General features: G+C 62.9%; 16 protein-coding genes. 7 read left to right on the top strand and 9 right to left on the bottom strand.

Going from position 1 to position 17,100, the window contains the following annotated elements; translation table 11 throughout:
* The first annotated feature begins 6 nt into the window (after positions 1-6).
* The 5 genes from AC1D08_RS24255 to AC1D08_RS24235 all read left to right on the top strand — a co-directional run bounded on the left by AC1D08_RS24255 (position 7) and on the right by AC1D08_RS24235 (position 5,045).
* Positions 7-1,284: an ABC transporter substrate-binding protein gene (locus tag AC1D08_RS24255; protein ID WP_477415864.1), complete on the top strand. Its 1,278-nt coding sequence runs from the start codon at positions 7-9 to the stop codon at positions 1,282-1,284.
* A 180-nt stretch (positions 1,285-1,464) separates the two neighbouring features.
* The gene (locus tag AC1D08_RS24250; RefSeq protein ID WP_457155155.1) at positions 1,465-2,388 is read left to right on the top strand and encodes a carbohydrate ABC transporter permease; all 924 of its coding nucleotides are present in this window, start codon (positions 1,465-1,467) and stop codon (positions 2,386-2,388) included.
* Positions 2,388-3,236, top strand: coding sequence for a carbohydrate ABC transporter permease (locus AC1D08_RS24245; RefSeq protein WP_095085142.1), 849 nt, complete (start codon positions 2,388-2,390; stop codon positions 3,234-3,236). Before AC1D08_RS24250 ends, AC1D08_RS24245 begins: the two co-directional genes overlap by 1 nt.
* Before the next feature lie 4 nt (positions 3,237-3,240).
* A complete protein-coding gene (locus tag AC1D08_RS24240; protein ID WP_477227340.1) occupies positions 3,241-4,308 on the top strand; it encodes an ABC transporter ATP-binding protein in 1,068 nt (355 codons plus the stop codon).
* A 53-nt stretch (positions 4,309-4,361) separates the two neighbouring features.
* A complete protein-coding gene (locus AC1D08_RS24235; RefSeq protein WP_457155240.1) occupies positions 4,362-5,045 on the top strand; it encodes a DJ-1/PfpI family protein in 684 nt (227 codons plus the stop codon).
* A gap of 85 nt (positions 5,046-5,130) precedes the next feature.
* Here AC1D08_RS24235 and rpmG read toward each other — a convergent pair whose 3' ends face one another.
* The 8 genes from rpmG to AC1D08_RS24195 all read right to left on the bottom strand — a co-directional run bounded on the left by rpmG (position 5,131) and on the right by AC1D08_RS24195 (position 14,197).
* The gene (gene rpmG / locus AC1D08_RS24230; protein WP_006201775.1) at positions 5,131-5,298 is read right to left on the bottom strand and encodes a 50S ribosomal protein L33; all 168 of its coding nucleotides are present in this window, start codon (positions 5,296-5,298) and stop codon (positions 5,131-5,133) included.
* A 154-nt stretch (positions 5,299-5,452) separates the two neighbouring features.
* On the bottom strand, positions 5,453-5,911 hold the full coding sequence (locus tag AC1D08_RS24225) for a YqfO family protein (RefSeq protein WP_457152723.1): 459 nt from the start codon (positions 5,909-5,911) through the stop codon (positions 5,453-5,455).
* Between the two features lie 118 nt (positions 5,912-6,029).
* Complete coding sequence (locus AC1D08_RS24220) at positions 6,030-7,208, bottom strand: MFS transporter (protein ID WP_457152722.1); 1,179 nt, start codon at positions 7,206-7,208, stop codon at positions 6,030-6,032.
* A 23-nt stretch (positions 7,209-7,231) separates the two neighbouring features.
* The gene (locus AC1D08_RS24215) at positions 7,232-7,972 is read right to left on the bottom strand and encodes an NUDIX hydrolase (protein ID WP_457152721.1); all 741 of its coding nucleotides are present in this window, start codon (positions 7,970-7,972) and stop codon (positions 7,232-7,234) included.
* Between the two features lie 86 nt (positions 7,973-8,058).
* On the bottom strand, positions 8,059-8,505 hold the full coding sequence (locus AC1D08_RS24210; RefSeq protein WP_457152720.1) for a DUF983 domain-containing protein: 447 nt from the start codon (positions 8,503-8,505) through the stop codon (positions 8,059-8,061).
* Positions 8,505-10,811: a ribonuclease R gene (gene rnr / locus AC1D08_RS24205; RefSeq protein ID WP_457152719.1), complete on the bottom strand. Its 2,307-nt coding sequence runs from the start codon at positions 10,809-10,811 to the stop codon at positions 8,505-8,507. The genes AC1D08_RS24210 and rnr overlap by 1 nt, the downstream gene beginning before the upstream one ends.
* Positions 10,812-10,817: 6 nt before the next feature.
* Positions 10,818-13,454, bottom strand: a complete 2,637-nt coding sequence (gene topA, locus AC1D08_RS24200; RefSeq protein WP_457152718.1) for a type I DNA topoisomerase — start codon at positions 13,452-13,454, stop codon at positions 10,818-10,820.
* A gap of 365 nt (positions 13,455-13,819) precedes the next feature.
* Positions 13,820-14,197 carry a COG4315 family predicted lipoprotein gene (locus AC1D08_RS24195; RefSeq protein WP_457152717.1) on the bottom strand — a complete coding sequence of 126 codons (378 nt, stop codon included), beginning with the start codon at positions 14,195-14,197 and terminating at the stop codon, positions 13,820-13,822.
* Between the two features lie 180 nt (positions 14,198-14,377).
* On the opposite strand from AC1D08_RS24195, the gene AC1D08_RS24190 reads away from it, so the two are divergent.
* Together AC1D08_RS24190 and glmU are read left to right on the top strand one after the other, a co-directional pair.
* Positions 14,378-15,124 carry a cytochrome c biogenesis CcdA family protein gene (locus AC1D08_RS24190; RefSeq protein ID WP_184873922.1) on the top strand — a complete coding sequence of 249 codons (747 nt, stop codon included), beginning with the start codon at positions 14,378-14,380 and terminating at the stop codon, positions 15,122-15,124.
* Between the two features lie 154 nt (positions 15,125-15,278).
* Positions 15,279-16,655 (top strand): bifunctional UDP-N-acetylglucosamine diphosphorylase/glucosamine-1-phosphate N-acetyltransferase GlmU, encoded by a 1,377-nt coding sequence (gene glmU, locus AC1D08_RS24185; RefSeq protein WP_457154444.1) that lies wholly within the window; start codon positions 15,279-15,281, stop codon positions 16,653-16,655.
* Here glmU and AC1D08_RS24180 read toward each other — a convergent pair whose 3' ends face one another.
* Complete coding sequence (locus AC1D08_RS24180) at positions 16,656-17,024, bottom strand: ADP-ribosylation/crystallin J1 (RefSeq protein ID WP_457154445.1); 369 nt, start codon at positions 17,022-17,024, stop codon at positions 16,656-16,658.
* Between the last annotated feature and the right edge of the window lie 76 nt (positions 17,025-17,100).

Genomic DNA, 17,100 nt, shown 5'->3' with positions numbered 1-17,100 from the left:
TTGAACATGAAAAAACTGACCGTCATGCTTGCCACCGTTGCGGGGCTGGCGATTTCCGCCGGAAGTGCTGTGGCCGATTCGACCCTTAAGATGGTCGAAGTCATCACCAGCCCGCCGCGCACCGAATTCCTGAAGAAACAGATCGCCGAATTCGAAACCGCCAATCCCGGCGTCAAGGTCGAGCTGATCTCGCTGCCCTGGGGCCAGGCCTTCGAAAAATTCCTGACCATGGTGCAGGCCGGCGATACGCCCGATGTGGTCGAGATGCCGGAACGCTGGATGGGCCTCTATGCCAACAATGCCCAGCTCGAGGATCTCGGCCCCTACATGGCCAAGTGGGACGACGCCAAGACGCTCGGCGAGCGCGCCAAGCAGTTCGGCTCGACCGTCAACAACACGCAGTTCATGATCCCGTACGGCTACTACGTGAACGCGCTGTTCTGGAACAAGAAGCTGTTCAAGGAAGCCGGCCTAGACGGGCCGCCGGCGACGCTCGACGATTTCATCGCCGACTCCAAGAAGATCTCGGCAATACCGGGCAAATATGGCTACTGCCTGCGCGGCGGTCCGGGCGCCTTCAACGGCATGCACATGTTCATGAATATCGCAGCCGGCAAGGGCGGCTATTTCAACGAGGATGGCACCTCGACCATCAACGACGAAGGCTCGGTCAAGGGTCTGCAGATGCTGGCCGACATGTACAAGAATGGCTTGGCGCCGAAGGATGCTGTGAGCTGGGGCTTCAACGAGACGGTCACCGGCTTCTATTCCGGTACCTGCGCCATGCTCAACCAGGATCCGGACGCACTGCTCGGCATCGCCGACAAGATGAGTGCCGACGACTTCGCTGTGGCGCCATTGCCGGTCGGGCCGAGCGGCAAGTCTTATCCGACGCTTGGCTATGCCGGTTGGGCGATGTTCGCCAACTCGCAGCACAAGGACGACGCCTGGAGGCTGATGGCAACGCTTTTGTCCCCCAAGGACAATCTGGAATGGGCCAAGGAGGTTGGCGTCGTCCCGATCCACAATGGTGCCGACCAGGATCCCCATTTCAAGACCGAGCAGTTCAAGGGCTGGTTCACGGAGCTGAGCGACACCTCCAAGTATGAAATGGTGACGCCGCCGACGCATCTGGAGAACCTTGGCAATTTCGTCGACCAGGTGGCGATCAAGAATTTCCAGGAAGTGCTGCTTGGCCAGAAGACGGCCAAGGACGTCGCCGACCAATGGGCTGCCTTCCTGACCAAGGAACAGCAGGACTGGCTGGCGAAGAACAAGAAGTAGTTTTGTTCCCTTCTCCCCGTTCACGGGGAGAAGGTGTCACGAAGTGACAGATTAGGGGCGGCGCCATCGTTTGAAGGTTTGCGCAGCCCCTCATCTGCCTGCCGGCATCTTCTCCCCGTGAAACGGGGAGAAGGACGCTGTCGCCGACGCCGGCATCCACCTTTCACCGTAGAGCCCCCAATGACCTATGCCGTGTCCGAAATACGATCCGCCGGCAAGCCGCGTCGCAAGTGGCGATCGCACGCCGCCATCGAGCCCTGGCTCTATCTCAGCCCGGCGATCATCCTTCTGGTCGTGGTGCTTCTGGTGCCGCTGGTCATCGGCATCAGCTACTCCTTCCGCAAATTCTCGGCTTTCAAGTCGGAATATGTCGGGCTCGCACAGTATCGGGCAATGCTGTCGGACGCGGTGCTCGGGCAGGCGCTGGTCAACACGCTGTGGTGGACCGTCGCCAGCCTGTTCTTCCAGTTCTTCCTCGGTCTCGGCCTGGCGCTGCTGCTCGACAAGCCATTCCCGGGCCGCAAGGTGGTGCAGGCCCTGGTGTTCCTGCCCTGGGCGGTGCCGTCCTTCCTGTCAGGCCTGACCTGGGCCTGGCTGTTCAATCCGATCATCGGCCCATTGCCGCACTGGCTGTATGCATTGGGGCTGAAGGCCGAACCGACCAATGTTCTGTCCGATCCCTCGACCGCCATGTGGGGGCCGATCGTCGCCAATATCTGGTTCGGCATTCCATTCTTCGCCATCACGCTGCTGGCGGCGCTGAAATCCATTCCATCGGAATTGCATGAGGCGGCGGCGATCGACGGCGCTTCGCCCTGGCAGCGCTTCACCAAAGTGACGCTGCCGTTCCTGGCGCCGACCATTGCCATCACGGTGATGCTGCGCACCATCTGGATCGCCACCTTCGCCGACCTCATCTTCGTCATGACCGAGGGCGGACCGGCAGGCTCGACCAACACGGTGCCGGTCTACATCTATGTCAGCGCCTTCAAGTCGCTGGACAAGGGCTATGCCTCGGCGGTGGCCGTGCTGCTGCTCGTCCTGCTCATTGCCTATGCGATCGCACTGATAGGCATCCGCCGCTCCCTGGTGCGGCACGTCTGATGATCGCAGGACGCTCAGCCTCGCAGCGCTTCTTCGGCGGCATCGGCCTCTACGCCGCCGTCGCGGCTTACGTGATCTTTGCGCTGTTCCCGATCTACTGGACGCTGAAGATCTCGGTCACGCCGGAGCGGCTTCTCTATTCCGAAGGCATCACCTTCTGGCCCTCGCAGATGACGTTGCAGAACTTCGTCACCGTGCTCGAGGCCACCGATTTCCCGCGCTATTTCCTCAACAGCGTCATCGTCTCGGTGTCGACGGCGGCACTGGTGACGGTCGTCGCCACGCTCGCCGGCTACGCCATGTCGCGCTTCACGTTTCGCGGCAAGGCAGCACTGGCGCTGATGCTCTTGTTGACCCAGACGTTTCCGCTGGTGATGGTTATTCCGCCGATCTACCGCGTCATGGGGCAGATCGGCCTGATCAACAGCCTGACCGGGCTGATCATCATCTACACCGCCTTCAACACCGCCTTTGCCACCTTTCTGATGCAATCCTTCTTCGACGGCATCCCGAAGGACCTGGAAGAAGCGGCGATGATCGACGGTTGCACGCGCGCGCAGGCAATGCGCAAGGTGATCGTGCCGCTGACGCTGCCGGGCATGGGCGCGACGCTCGGCTTCGTCTTCACCGCGGCCTGGAGCGAGCTTCTGTTCGCGCTGATGCTGATTTCCAGCGACGACCAGAAGACCTTCGCGGTCGGCCTGCTCACCTTCATCGGCAAATTTGCCGTCGACTGGGGACAGATGATGGCGGCGTCGATCCTGGCGCTGATCCCGGTCTGCATCTTCTTCGCTTTCCTGCAACGCTATCTCGTCACCGGCCTGACCGCCGGCGCCGTCAAAGGATAGATCGATGGCCTCTGTTACGCTCGATAAGGTCCGCAAGGATTATGGCACTGTCCGTGTCCTGCACGCGGTCGACCTTGAAATCGCCGATGGCGAGTTCGTCGTCCTGGTCGGTCCGTCAGGCTGTGGCAAGTCCACGCTTTTGCGCATGATCGCCGGGTTGGAGGAGGCTTCCGGCGGCGAGATCCGCATCGGCGAGCGGCTGGTCAACGACGTCGCACCGAAGGACCGCGACATCGCCATGGTGTTCCAGTCCTACGCGCTCTACCCGCATATGGATGTATCGAAGAACATGGGTTTCAGCCTGATGCTGCGCAAGGCCGAGAAGCCGGCGATCGACGCGCGGGTGGACGGTGCGGCCAAGCGGCTCGGGCTCGACACTTTCCTGCAGCGCCTGCCGCGGCAGTTGTCCGGCGGCCAGCGCCAGCGCGTCGCCATGGGCCGCGCCATCGTGCGCGATCCCAAGGTGTTTCTGTTCGATGAGCCGCTGTCGAACCTCGACGCCAAGCTGCGCGTCCATATGCGTGCCGAGATCAAGGCGCTGCACCAGCAGTTGAAGACCACTTCGGTCTACGTCACCCACGACCAGATCGAGGCCATGACCATGGCCGACAGGATCGTCGTCATGCATGACGGGCTGATCCAGCAAGTCGGCGCGCCGCTGGATCTCTATGACCGGCCGGCCAACATGTTCGTCGCCGGCTTCATCGGCTCACCTGGTATGAATTTCCTGCCTGCGACCGTTCGCAAGGGCGGTACCTCGGAGGCCGTGCTGGCCGATGGCCAGGCGTTGCGCCTGCCGGATGGCCTGCCGCTGAAGGACGGTGACGTAATCACCGTCGGTCTGCGGCCCGAGCACATCAGGCTGGCCGATGACGGCGAATTGCAGGGCGAGGTGGGGGTGGTGGAGCCGCTCGGGCTTTCGACGCAGTTCTACGTCAAGCTGGCTGGCCAGCAGCTTTGTGTCTTCGCCATGGGCCGCGCCGGCGTGAAGCCCGGCGACGTGGTACGGCTGTCGGCCGACCCGGCGTCGCTGCATCTGTTCGATCCGAAAAGCGGCGATCGCGTTGGCTAAACCGGGGCCTGCTGCTGCATAGTGATTTGCGGAAGCAGGAAGAGGGGGAGGCCATGAAACTCGGAATTCCGGTCTATGACGGCGTGGACTTGCTCGACGTGACCGGGCCTTACGAGATGTTCAAATGGGTCGACCCGGCGAAGGGGCTCGATTGCCAGATCCTCTCCGCCGATGGTGGCCCGGTCACGACCGTGAACGGGTTGCGTTTCGAAGCCCATGCCAGCTTTGCCGAAACGCCAACGCTCGATGTCCTCTGGGTCCCGGGCGGTGCGCCGGAAGCGTTGAGCGCAATCATGTCGAATGCCAATTCGCCTTTTCTCGCCTACCTCCGACAGGTAGCGGCGGATGCGCTCTGGGTTTGCTCCGTATGCGAGGGGGCGCTGTTGCTCGCACGCGCCGGGCTGCTCGAGGGTCACAAAGCCACGACCCATTGGGCGTTCGTCAAATGCCTGCAGAGTTTCCCCAAGATCGAGGTCGATACGACGCATGCCCGCTTCGTCAGATCCGGCAACCGACTGACCGGTGGAGGCATTTCATCAGGCCTCGACGAGGCCTTGAAACTGATCGAGCTGCTGTTCGATGAGGCGACAGCCGAGGCGGTTCAGGTCACCACGCAGTATTTTCCGCGTCCGCCGGTGGCTGGCAAAATTCCAGCCACGCCGGCCTGCCCGGTGAAATGGCGATCCAGGCGGCCGCACCATCACGGCAACTCTGCAGAAATTCCGGGAAGAGCGTAACGCCGCAATGGACTGCCGTCCGATGGTCCTGCAAACGAAAACGCCGCCCATTGGGCGGCGTTTCGGCATTTTTGGAGAAACCAGATTACTTGATCTTGGTTTCCTTGAACTCGACGTGCTTCTTGGCGACCGGGTCGTACTTGCGGAACGACAGCTTGTCGGTCTTGGTGCGGCTGTTCTTGCTGGTCACGTAGAAGAAACCGGTGTCGGCGGTCGACAGAAGCTTGATCTTGATGTTTGCGGCTTTGGCCATGATTTCAGTCCGTTATGTTCGTGGGGTTTTGGCCGCTGGAGCACGGGGAAACACCCGGACGCGGGAAACTTGGCGCGACACATAAAGAACGTGCCTGGAAAGTCAAGCCCGGCGAAGCTTGTACCACCCGCCGGAGCAGGCCAGTAGCCTCAAATCATGCGCTTTCTCTCGCGGGCGCCCCAACCTTCTTCCAGTCTCCGGTGGTGTTCCACCAGCGATTCGGATTGGCGCGGTCGTCCAGCCCCTTGGAGCGGCTGGCCAGGATCGGCTGGATGCGGATCACCGGCTCCTGGTAGGAGTGCGCCTGGAAAATCGCCTCGACGACGCGCGCGGCCAGCACCTGGTCGTCGGGCAGTTCGAACGAAACCTCGACTGTGCCGGGGCGACGCCGCAACTCGGTCTCGGCGCCGGCGGCCGCCCCGTCGAGCGGCCTGTAGCGTTCGATGCCATGTGCCGACTGGTAGGCGTTGCGGTCATATTTGCCCATCGCCAGCGGCGCTATCGCCACCACCGCATCCATGATGCGGTCGACATCGGCGGCCGGCGCCTGAAAGGTCACCAGCAGGAGCAGTGTCATTCGCAACGAAGTGGTTTCAAAGCCGCTGTCGATCATGGGAGGATCCTCAACTTCAGATATTTTGAGGGAGCCTTATAACCGGAGGCTGCTGACACGGTTCTGTCAGCAGCCTGTCGTGTCGCCGCGTGAAATGCAGGCCGGAAGCAGCGTGGCGCTACAGCAGGATCTTGCGGACCAGCCTGACGCTGACCAGGCCGATGTAGGCGGCGAAGAACAGGCCGAGCGACCAGCCGAAGCCGGATGGACCGAACGCATCCATGCCGATGCCGATCGCTTGCGGACCGAGCACCATGCCAACGCCGTAGCAGAGCACGAAGGCGGCGTTGGCCGACGCCAGCTCGTGGCCGGAGAGCTGCGAGCCGAGATGGGCAAGGCCGATTGTGTACATGGCTGCAACGACGCCGCCCCAGACGAACAGAAGGGCCGCCATCAGGTGCCAGTTCTGCGCAAAGAAGGGCATGAAGACCGTGCCGGCAAGGCCGACAGTGGCGCAGGCAATCAGCAGATAGCGGCGGTCGCTGACGCGGTCGCTGATCATGCCGATCGGGATCTGCAGCAGCACATTGCCGAGGCCGATCATGGTCAGGAGAAGGGCTGCGTCGGCCTCGGAGTAGCCGATGCGGTTGCCATAGACCGGGAACAACGCAAAGCCGCCGGTTTCGACGGCGCCGAACACCAGCACGGCAGCGGTTGCTGACGGCACCAGCCAGATGTAGCGCAGGAAATTGCTGGTTTCGCCATCAGAAGCGATGGTCGGGCTCTCATTGCGCGCCGCCAGCACCGGAATGGCGGCCAGCGTCACCAATGCGATGATGACGCCGAATGGCCTGAAGCCCGAACTGCCGAGATGGGCAAACAGCCACGGTCCCGCAGCAAAGCCGAGCGACAGGACAGTGGCGTAGATGCCGAGCACAAGGCCACGTCGATGCGGCGGCGCCGAGGTGCTGATCCAGAACTCGGACAGGATGAACAGCACCGTCAGCGCGATGTGCAGCACGATACGAAGCGGAAACCACATCCAGAAATCCGGCGCGAAGTGGAAGCCGACGAAGGCCAGGGCGCCGGTGGCAATCATGGCAATCATCGTCCAGGCCACGCCGAAGCGCATGGCGAGTGGCGTCGCCAGCGGGGCACCGGCGATCGAGGCTAGGCCGGCGACGGCCGTGTTGAGGCCGATCATCGACGCCGAATGGCCGCGCGTTTCGAGAATGACGCTGAGCAGCGGCATACCGAGGCCGATGGCGATGCCGACGACGCTGATCGACGAGATCGCCGCCACCATCGGCAGCCAGTGTACGCGTTCGTCGCCCTGTGGTTGGGTATCGACCGTCATGGGATGTCTGAATACTCGATGTTCTACAGAATTTCGCGGGTGAAGCGGTTGCGGACTAGCCGGTAGAAGGGCACAGGACCGCCCGGACGCAACTGCGGATCATGGGCGAGGCGCTTTTCGAGCTCGTCCAGGATCGTTCGGGTGATGTCGGGTATGTCGGCTTCCCTGGCCTTGGCCAGCGGCAGCCAGACCAGTTCTTCGAGTTCATTGGTCGGGCCGCCACCCGGCAGTTCGACGGCGACGTCATCGCGCCAGGCGCTGAAGAAACGTGTGTCGAAGCGGCGCACCCGGTTGGGTGGCGTGATGGCGCGCGCGACGAAGCGCAGCATGTCGAGAGAGGGTTGCACGCCGTGTTCGGCAAAGCCCTGCCAATCGGGTCTGGCGGTGATGAAAGCACCTTTGCGGCCAATCAGCAGCCCGGCTTCCTCATAGGTCTCGCGAATCGCCGACAAGGCAATGGCGCGGGCCCGCGCAGCACTTGTGCGGCCCGGCCCGGCGAGCAACTTTGCCTCCTGCTCCGGATGCAATACAGCGGCGACCGCGATGCGGCTGTCGGCCGGATCGGTGCGGCCGCCGGGAAACACGAACTTGCCTGGCATGAAGGCGTGGCCGGCATGACGACGGCCCATCAGGACCAGCACCTCGTCGCCCTCGCGGTCGAGCAGGATCAGGGTCGCCGCGTCGCGCGGACGAATTGGCTGGTCGCTATGAGCGATCATGCTCCGCTCGATCCTGTCGACTTCCGCCTTGGTCATACCGTCCATGCGCAGGACCTAGCGGAAACTTCTGGCAAGCGAAAGTGGCCTTTCACGGTCGGTGTGTTGCACCAGCGAGCGCAGCCAACTTTGACCTAGACCCCGGGATGGGGGTCGATCCCGTCATGCTCGCCGCCGAATCCGTGCATATAGAAGGCCCATTGCAGTCCGATGACGGCACCCTTGACCGGCTGTAGCAGCCCCACCGCCAGAATGATGGTCAGCGGTACCCAGATGGCGATGTGTTGCCAGGTGGACAGTGTCGATGTCGCCTCGACAGCCATGAAGGCGCCAAGCACGATGTGGCCGACGATGACGATGACGAGATAGGCTGGAAGGTCGTCGGCGCGGTGGTGGTACAATTCCTCGCCGCAGACGCTGCATTTATCGACGGTCTTGGTGAAGGCGCGAAACAACTTGCCTTCGCCGCAATGCGGGCAGCGGCCGAGCATGCCGCGTTTCATCGCCGTCCACAGCGGGCGGGCGGCCCGACCCGAGTGATGTTCGCCGCCGAAAACCTGGTCTTCCATGGCTGTTGCCATCATCTTCTCCTGCCGCGCGAACCCGGTCGCGATTGCGACGCGCGGGCGCGGCCCTTGGCCTTGTGAAACGACCGCTTGGAACCTGGCAAAGGCTTCGGGTCGGTCAACATCTCGAAGCGCATCGCGCCGGCCATTGGTGCCACCTCGACGAGCCGGACCTCAACGCGATCCGCGAGTTGGTAGCCTTTGCCCGAACGTTCTCCGAACAGGGAGCGGGCGGCTTCGTCGTATATATAGTAATCGCCATTCAAAGTTGACACCGGGATGAAACCATCTGCGCCATACTGCGGCAATTGGACAAATAGTCCCGATTTGGTGACGCCGGAGATGCGGGCGTCGAACCGGTCGTCGATTCGCTCGGCGAGATAGGCGGCGATCAGCCGGTCGACTGTGTCGCGCTCAGCCGCCATTGCGCGCCGTTCCGTGGCTGAGATCAGCACGCCAATGTCTTCGAGCCGTGCCTCCTCGTCCTGCGTCAGCCCGCCCGGACCGAGGCCGAGTGCGGCGATAAGTCCGCGGTGCACGATGAGGTCGGCGTAGCGGCGGATCGGCGAGGTGAAATGCGCGTAGCGCCTGAGGTTGAGGCCGAAATGGCCGATGTTCTTGGGCGAATATTCGGCCTGGCTCTGCGAGCGCAGCACCACCTCGTTGACCAGGCCTTCATTGTCGGCGCCGCGCACGCCCTCCAGAATGCCGTTGAACTGGCTTGGCCGCATCTGCGCGCCGCGCGCCAGAGACAGGCCAAGCGTCTGCAGGAATTCGCGCAGCGATTCCTGCTTGGCCAGCGAAGGCGCGTCATGGACGCGGTAGACCAGCGCCTGCTTCTTCGCCTCCAGCGTCTCTGCCGCGGCGACATTGGCCTGGATCATGAATTCTTCGATCAGCTTGTGTGCATCAAGCCGTTCCGGCACGATGACGCGATCGACGGTGCCATCCGGCTTGAGCAGGATCTTGCGCTCCGGCAAGTCGAGTTCGAGCGGCTGGCGGCCGTCGCGGCCTCGCTTCAGGATCGCATAGGCGTCCCACAGCGGCTTCAGCACGGTGTCGAGGATCGGACCGGTCTTGTCGTCCGGCACGCCGTCGATCGCCGCCTGGGCTTGTTGGTAGGCAAGTTTTGCCGCCGACTTCATCATCACGCGATGGAAGGAGTGCCTCAGCTTGCGGCCGTCGGCCGAAAAAACCATGCGCACCGCCAGCGCTGGGCGGTCCTGACCTTCGCGCAGCGAGCAGAGATCGTTGGAGATGCGCTCGGGCAGCATCGGCACGACGCGATCCGGGAAATAGACCGAATTGCCGCGTTTCAGCGCTTCGCGGTCGAGTGCCGTGCCATAGCGGATGTAGGCGGCGACATCAGCGATCGCCACTGTGGCGACCACGCCGCCAGGGTTCTTCTCGTCGAGATCCGATGTGGCGAAGACGGCGTCGTCATGGTCCTTGGCGTCGGCCGGATCGATGGTGACCAGCGGCAGGTCGCGCCAGTCCTCGCGGTGATCCATCGTTGCGGGCTTGACCGCTTCGGACTCGGCGATGACGTCGGCAGGAAAAATATGCGGAATGTCATGCGCGTGGATGGCGATCATCGAGACCGCCTTTTCGCTGGTCAGCGAACCCAGCACGTTGAGCACCTTGGCTCTAGGCAGCCCATAGCGGGAGGCGCGCGCCGGCTCGACCTCGACGAGGTCGCCGTTCCTGGCGCCGTTCTGGAATTCCTTGTCGACGATCAGTTCGGGCTGGCGCCGCTCGACCGGCTCGATGCGGAAGGTGCCGTCCTGCAAGATGCGAAAGACACCGAGAACCGCATCGCTGCGCTTCTCGAAGATCTTCATCACCCGCCCGGTATAGGCTGGGCCTGTCGCTTCGTTGGTCGGAAAGGTCTTGGCCAGCACGCGGTCGCCGATGCCGGGCGCCGGGCCGTTGCCGCTGCGCGAGATCCGGATGGAGACAACGGGTGGCTCACCAGTGCCGACGGCTTCCGCTGGATGCGCCAGCAAAATGCCGTCGCCGTCACGGCCAAAGATATCGAGCACGGCGACGTGGGGCAGGGCGCCAACGCGGGCGAGTTTTTTGCGCTCCTTGGTCAGGACGCCTTCGTCCTGCAGGTCGCGCAAAATATCCTTCAGCCAGATGCGGTCGTCGCCGCGCAACGCGAACGCCTTGGCGATGTCGCGTTTGCCGGCGCGATCGGGATTTTCGGCGATGTAGCGCAGGATTTCGTCACGCGAGGGCCGATAGTCGTCCTTGACCTTGGCCCTCGTGTCAGCGGTGCGCGGATCGCCGTGGCTTCTACCGGTGATCCTGCGCGCCACGCCGTCCTACCCCTTTTTCTTCGCGGCCGGCTTCTTGCCCGCCGTTTTCTTGGCCGTCGTCTTTCCGGTTGCCGGCGCCTTGGCCGCTGCCGCCTTGCGGAACGGCTTCTTGCCGCCGCCGCCCTTGGCTTCCTTCTCGGCTATCAGCGCCAGCGCGTCCTCAACCGTCACCGATTGCGGATCCTTGCCCTTGGGCAGGGTGGCATTGACCTTGCCAAAATTCACGTAAGGCCCGTATTTGCCGTCACGCACGACGATCTTGCCGCCGCCATCGGGATGGTCGCCAAGCTCCTTCAAGGCGGCGGCTGTGCCGCCATTGCGACCGCCCTTGCCCTTCAACTGCTTCTCGGCGATCACCGACACGGCGCGGTTGAGGCCGATCGAGAACACGTCCTCGATGCTGTCGAGATTGGCGTAGGTGCCGTCATGCAGCACGAACGGACCATAGCGGCCGAGCCCGGCCGAGATCATCTTGCCGGATTCCGGGTGCTGGCCGACATCGCGTGGCAGCGACAGCAGGGCGAGCGCCTTCTCGTGGTCGATGGTTTCAGCCGTCCAGCCCTTGGGCAGGCTGGAGCGCTTGGCCTCCTTGCCGTCGCCGCGCTGCAGATAGGGGCCAAAGCGGCCGCTGCGCAGCGTGATTTCCTCTGACGTATAGGGGTCCTTGCCGATGACCTTGGTGCCGTCCTCGCCATTGCCGTTCTCGCCATTGGGGTTGGCGGCATCGCCGAGCTGGCGGGTGAAGGAGCATTCGGGATAGTTCGAGCAGCCGACAAAGGCGCCGAATTTGCCAAGCTTCAGCGACAGATTGCCGGTGCCGCATTTCGGGCAGATGCGCGGATTGGAGCCGTCCTCACGCGTGGGAAACACCAGCGGGGCCAGTTCCTCGTTGAGCGCGTCGAGCACGTCGGTGACGCGCAATTCCTTGATGTCGGCAACGGCGCCTGAAAAATCCTTCCAGAAATCGCGCAGCACGTCCTTCCAGGCGAGCTTGCCGTCGGAGATCTCGTCGAGCTTCTCCTCAAGCGAGGCGGTGAAGTCGTATTCGACATAGCGTTCGAAGAAGCTTTCGAGGAAGGCCGACAACAACCGGCCCTTGGCCTGCGGCACCAGCCGGCGTTTGTCGATGGTGACGTAGTCGCGGTCCTCGAGCGTCTTCAGGATCGCCGTGTAGGTCGACGGCCTGCCGATACCGAGCTCTTCCAACTTCTTGATCAGCGAGGCTTCGGAGTAACGCGGCGGCGGCTCGGTGGTGTGCTGGGTGGCGTTGATCGCCTGACGGGCAAGCTGCTCGCCGGCGCGGATTTCCGGCAGGCGGCGATTTTCCTCGTCTTCCGTATCGTCGTCCTTCTGGTCGGTGTAGGCAGCGATGAAGCCATCGAAGCGAACGACCGAACCGATGGCGCGAAGCTCGGCGGTGCGGGGGCCGTTGACGGCCTCGATCTCGGCCGTGGTGCGTTCGATCTCGGCCGGCTGCATCTGGCTGGCGATGGCGCGCTTCCAGATCAACTCATAAAGCTGCATCTGGTCGGAATCGAGATATTGCCTGACTGAAGCTGGGGTGCGCATGAAGTCCGTCGGGCGGATCGCTTCGTGCGCTTCCTGAGCGTTCTTGGCCTTGGTGGTATAAAGGCGCGGCTTTTCCGGAAGGTATTTGGGCCCGAATTCCTTGGCGATGGCGTCACGGGCGGCCGAGATCGCCTCCGGCGCCATCTGCACGCCGTCGGTTCGCATATAGGTGATCAGGCCGGTCGTCTCGCCGCCGATTTCCATGCCTTCATAGAGGCGCTGCGCCACCTGCATGGTGCGGCTGGCCGAGAAGCCGAGGCCCGATGAGGCGGCCTGCTGCAGCGTCGAGGTGGTGAAGGGCGGGCCGGGATTGCGCTTGGTCGGCTTGGCTTCGACCGTCACCGCCTTGAAGGTCGCGCCTTCGAGCATCGACTTGATGTCATCTGCCTGCGCCTTGTTCGAAATGTCGAGCTTTTGCAGCTTCTTGCGATCGAAGGCGGTCAGCCGGGCTTCGAAGTTCTCGTCGCGCGGCGTGCCGAGGAGGGCAGCGATTTGCCAGTATTCCTCGCGGATGAAGCGTTCGATCTCGGATTCGCGGTCGCAGACCAGGCGCAATGCGACAGACTGGACGCGGCCGGCGGAACGGGCGCCCGGCAGTTTGCGCCACAGAACCGGCGACAGCGTGAAGCCGACGAGATAGTCGAGCGCCCGCCGAGCCAGATAGGCATCGACCAGCGGCGCATCGATCTGGCGCGGATTGGCCATCGCTTCCAGCACCGACGACTTGGTAATGGCGTTGAAGACGACGCGGCTGACCGGTTTGTCCTTCAGCGCGCGCTTCTGCTTCAGCACTTCCAGCACGTGCCAGGAAATGGCTTCGCCCTCGCGATCCGGGTCGGTGGCGAGGATCAGGCCGTCGGCATCCTTGACCGCCTTGGCGATGTCGGCAAGCCGCTTGCCCGAGGCGGTGTCGACCGCCCAGGACATGGCGAAATCCTCGTCCGGACGTACCGAGCCATCCTTGGCCGGCAAATCGCGGACATGGCCGAACGAGGCCAGAACCTTGTAGTTCTTGCCGAGGTATTTGTTGATTGTCTTTGCCTTGGCCGGCGATTCGACGACGACGACGTCCATGAGGTCTCATATCAGCTGTGATGCGGCAGAAGAATTCCGCTGCGCGCGACGAAATCTCGTTCTATTTGCCGCTCACATGGCCGCGCTTTTGCATCCGGTCAAGGGGAAGTGCCCAAATTGCAGGGCTGTCCGCAGCAATACACTCTTAGAGTGTATGGAGAAAATCACAGTATTCCGGTAAAGGGAGATGGCAGACGCGAGGCAGCGGAAACGACCCGATTCATTTTTCCGCCGAGTCGAGGAAAGCCGGCCGGGTATCGCAGGGGTGGACGCCATGAGAGCTTGCTTGGTGCCAGCCGCCGGGTTTGGAGGGATACCCGGCAGCCAGCCGAAGTCCCGCCAGCGGCAGGACCCGGATTGAGAACTCAGTCGGCCTTGACAATGTGCCAGACGCCGGCGACGCCATCGCCGGATATGTCGCCCGCCTTCTTGTCCTTGACGAAGGTATAGACGGGCTTGCCGTCATAGGCCCACATCTTGGTGCCGTCGGTGCGGTCGACGACGCTCCATTCGTCATCCGCCTTGGCGCCGGCCTCGGCCTTCAGCGGCGGCCAGTTGGTGGCGCACTTGTCGTAGCAATTGGTCTTGCCCTTCTCATCCTTGTCATAGGTATAAAGCGTCATGCCGTTGGCGTCGGTGTAGATCTTGGTGCCATTGACCTCAGCTTCCTTCCACGCCTCGGCGGCGAAGGATGCGGCGGTGCTCAGCAAAAGCGCGGCCAGCCCTACGGTTATGGTTTTCATGGAAATCTCCCTGGCTGATATCTGGAGGCGCGCGGGAAATCGCGGCCTCGCTGTATCAACGCTTGCGAGCCGGCGTTTCTTCCCCGACCTGCACATGCCGCGACGACTTGCCACAAAATGGTGATTGGTGGAGAAGCAAGGTCGAGCCTATATCGGCGCCGGAACGGTCGGAGCTTTGTAATGGCATTGGACATCGGCTATGTCAGCGCGGTCGGGGCGGGAGCGATCTCGTTCCTGTCACCCTGCGTGCTGCCGCTGGTGCCGCCCTATCTCTGCTATATGGCCGGCGTCTCGGTCGACGATTTTCGTGGCAATGCGGGCGTGACGGCTCGTGAGGGCGCGCGCGGCGCGCTGCTCTATGCCTCGATCGCCTTCGTGCTCGGCTTCTCGACCGTGTTCGTCGCGCTCGGCGCCGGCGCCTCGACCATCGGCCACTGGCTGCGGGTCTGGCAGGAGCCGCTGGCGATGGCCGCTGGCGTGCTGATCATCCTGATGGGCCTGAATTTCCTCGGCATCTTGCGCATTCCACTGTTGTCGCGCGAGGCGCGCTTCCAGTCGCAGGGCAAGCCGGCAAGTGCGATCGCCGCCTATGTCATGGGACTGGCCTTCGCGTTCGGCTGGACGCCCTGCATTGGCCCGGTGCTGGGGCCGATCCTGACGCTGGCCGGCGGCCGCGAGACAGTGGGCGAGGGCGCGCTGCTGCTCGCCGCCTATTCGCTTGGCCTCGGCATCCCGTTCCTCATCGCGGCGCTGTTTTCGGGCGCCTTCATGCGCTTCCTCGGCAAATTCCGAGTCCATCTCGGCCGCGTCGAGAAAGCCATTGGCGCGCTGCTGGTCGTCGCCGGGGTGTTTTTCCTCACTGGCGGCGTACAGACCGTATCCTACTGGCTGCTCGAGAATTTCCCAGTGCTCGGACGGCTGGGGTGAATCCCCTTGCCTAAGATGCGAAAGGCGCGGCGTGGGCTCGCTGATTAAGAGTCAGCTGCTCTACCATCTCACCGGAATTTAACCGCATTGGTGCAGCAAGGCGCCACTGCTATCCTGTCTTGATTCCCAACCCTTTTCATATGGTTGTTCACCCATGAGCCAGAGATCCTGCCTGTCCGTCATCCTCGCCGCCGGCGAAGGCACGCGCATGAAGAGCACGCTGCCGAAGGTGCTGCACCAGATCGCCGGGCTGCCGATGGTCGCCCATGTGGTGAAGGCGGCCGAGGCCGCCGGTGCCGGCAGCCAGGCGCTGGTGATCGGTCATGGCGCCGACGAGATGCGCAAGGCAGCCGCGAAATTCGCGCCGAAGGCCGAGACCTTCGTGCAGGAAAAGCGCCTTGGCACCGCGCATGCGGTGCTTGCCGCGCGCGAAGCGATATCAAAGGGTTACAACGATATCCTGGTGATGTTCGGCGACACACCGTTGATCGAAGCCGACGCGCTCACCGTGGCGCGGCTGAAACTGGCGGAAGGTGCCGCCGTCGTGGTCATAGGTTTCCGCCCGCCCAATCCGACCGGCTATGGCAGGCTGATCGAAAAAGGCGGCAAGCTGATTGCCGTCCGCGAGGAGAAGGACTGCAGCGCGGAGGAAAGGAAGATCGGCTTTTGCAATGCAGGCATGATGGCGGTGGCCGGCAGCCAGGCGCTGACGCTGCTCGATGCGGTCGGCAACAAGAACGCCAAGGGCGAGTACTATCTCACTGACATCGTCGAGATTGCCACCGCGAAAGGCCTCGATGTCGTGGCCACCGAGGCCAGCTTCGAAAGCGCGCTCGGCATCAACAACCGCGCCGAACTGGCGCAGGCCGAAGGTATCTGGCAGGCGCGCCGCCGTCATGAGGCGATGCTGTCGGGCGTGACGCTGATCGCGCCTGAGACCGTGTATTTCTCGCATGATACCGAAATCGGCGCCGACACGATCGTCGAGCCAAATGTCTGGTTCGGTCCGGGTGTGAAGATCGCCACCGGCGCCAAGATCCATGCCTTCAGCCATTTCGAGGGTGCCACCATCGCCTCGAATTGCGAAGTTGGGCCATTCGCTCGGCTGCGACCGGGGGCCGATCTCAGGAACAAGGCCAAGGTCGGCAATTTCTGCGAGGTCAAGCAGGCGACCATCGAGGACGGCGCCAAGGTCAATCACCTGACCTATATCGGCGATGCCCGCGTCGGCGCGGGCGCCAACATCGGGGCCGGCGCCATCACCTGCAATTACGACGGCTACTCGAAATTCTTCACTGACATCGGCGAGGGCGCCTTTATCGGATCGAACTCCTCGCTGGTGGCGCCCGTCACCATCGGCAAGCGCGGCTACATCGCGTCGGGCAGCGTCATCACCGAAAGCGTGCCGGACGATGCGCTGGCCTTCGGTCGCGCCCGCCAGAAGACCATCCCCGGCAAGGCCAAGGAATTGCGCGAGCGCTTTGCTTCGGCCGCGGCCGCGAAGAAAAAGGCTGCCGGCGCCGACCACTAGCTAGCCGGTCATGTCCTTGTCGAAGGCGGCGGTCACCTCGATCTTGCCGACGATGGCTTTGTTGAAATCATCGAGGTCCTCGGCGGGTATCCAGTATTCGAGATGCGCCTTGCTGCCGGCGTGCTCGACCCGGTAGCGGTCGAGAAAGCTTTTCAGCACGTCAAACCGCGTCACGAAGCCTGCTCCGCTTGACGGCACGTTCCAGTCGCGCGCGATCTGCACGGCATAGGCTTCCGACAGGACCGGATAGAAGATCGGCTGTTCGGGCAGGCGCGGCGGAAACGCCCGCATGTCCGAAGCCTCGATGAGTTTCAGCTCGTCAGGTCCGACCGGGCGCCAGAGTGTAATGGTTGATATGGTTTCGTTCATGGTAGGAGCTTAGCCAAACATTTCCCGACCGGGAACCGAATGGCTGAAAAACCGAATGATTGCAGTAACCGGATTG

The organism is Mesorhizobium sp. P2_E6 (assembly GCF_056403835.1).
Note: the sequence above shows the minus strand (reverse complement) of the source record. Positions and strands in the feature narration are given on the sequence as shown.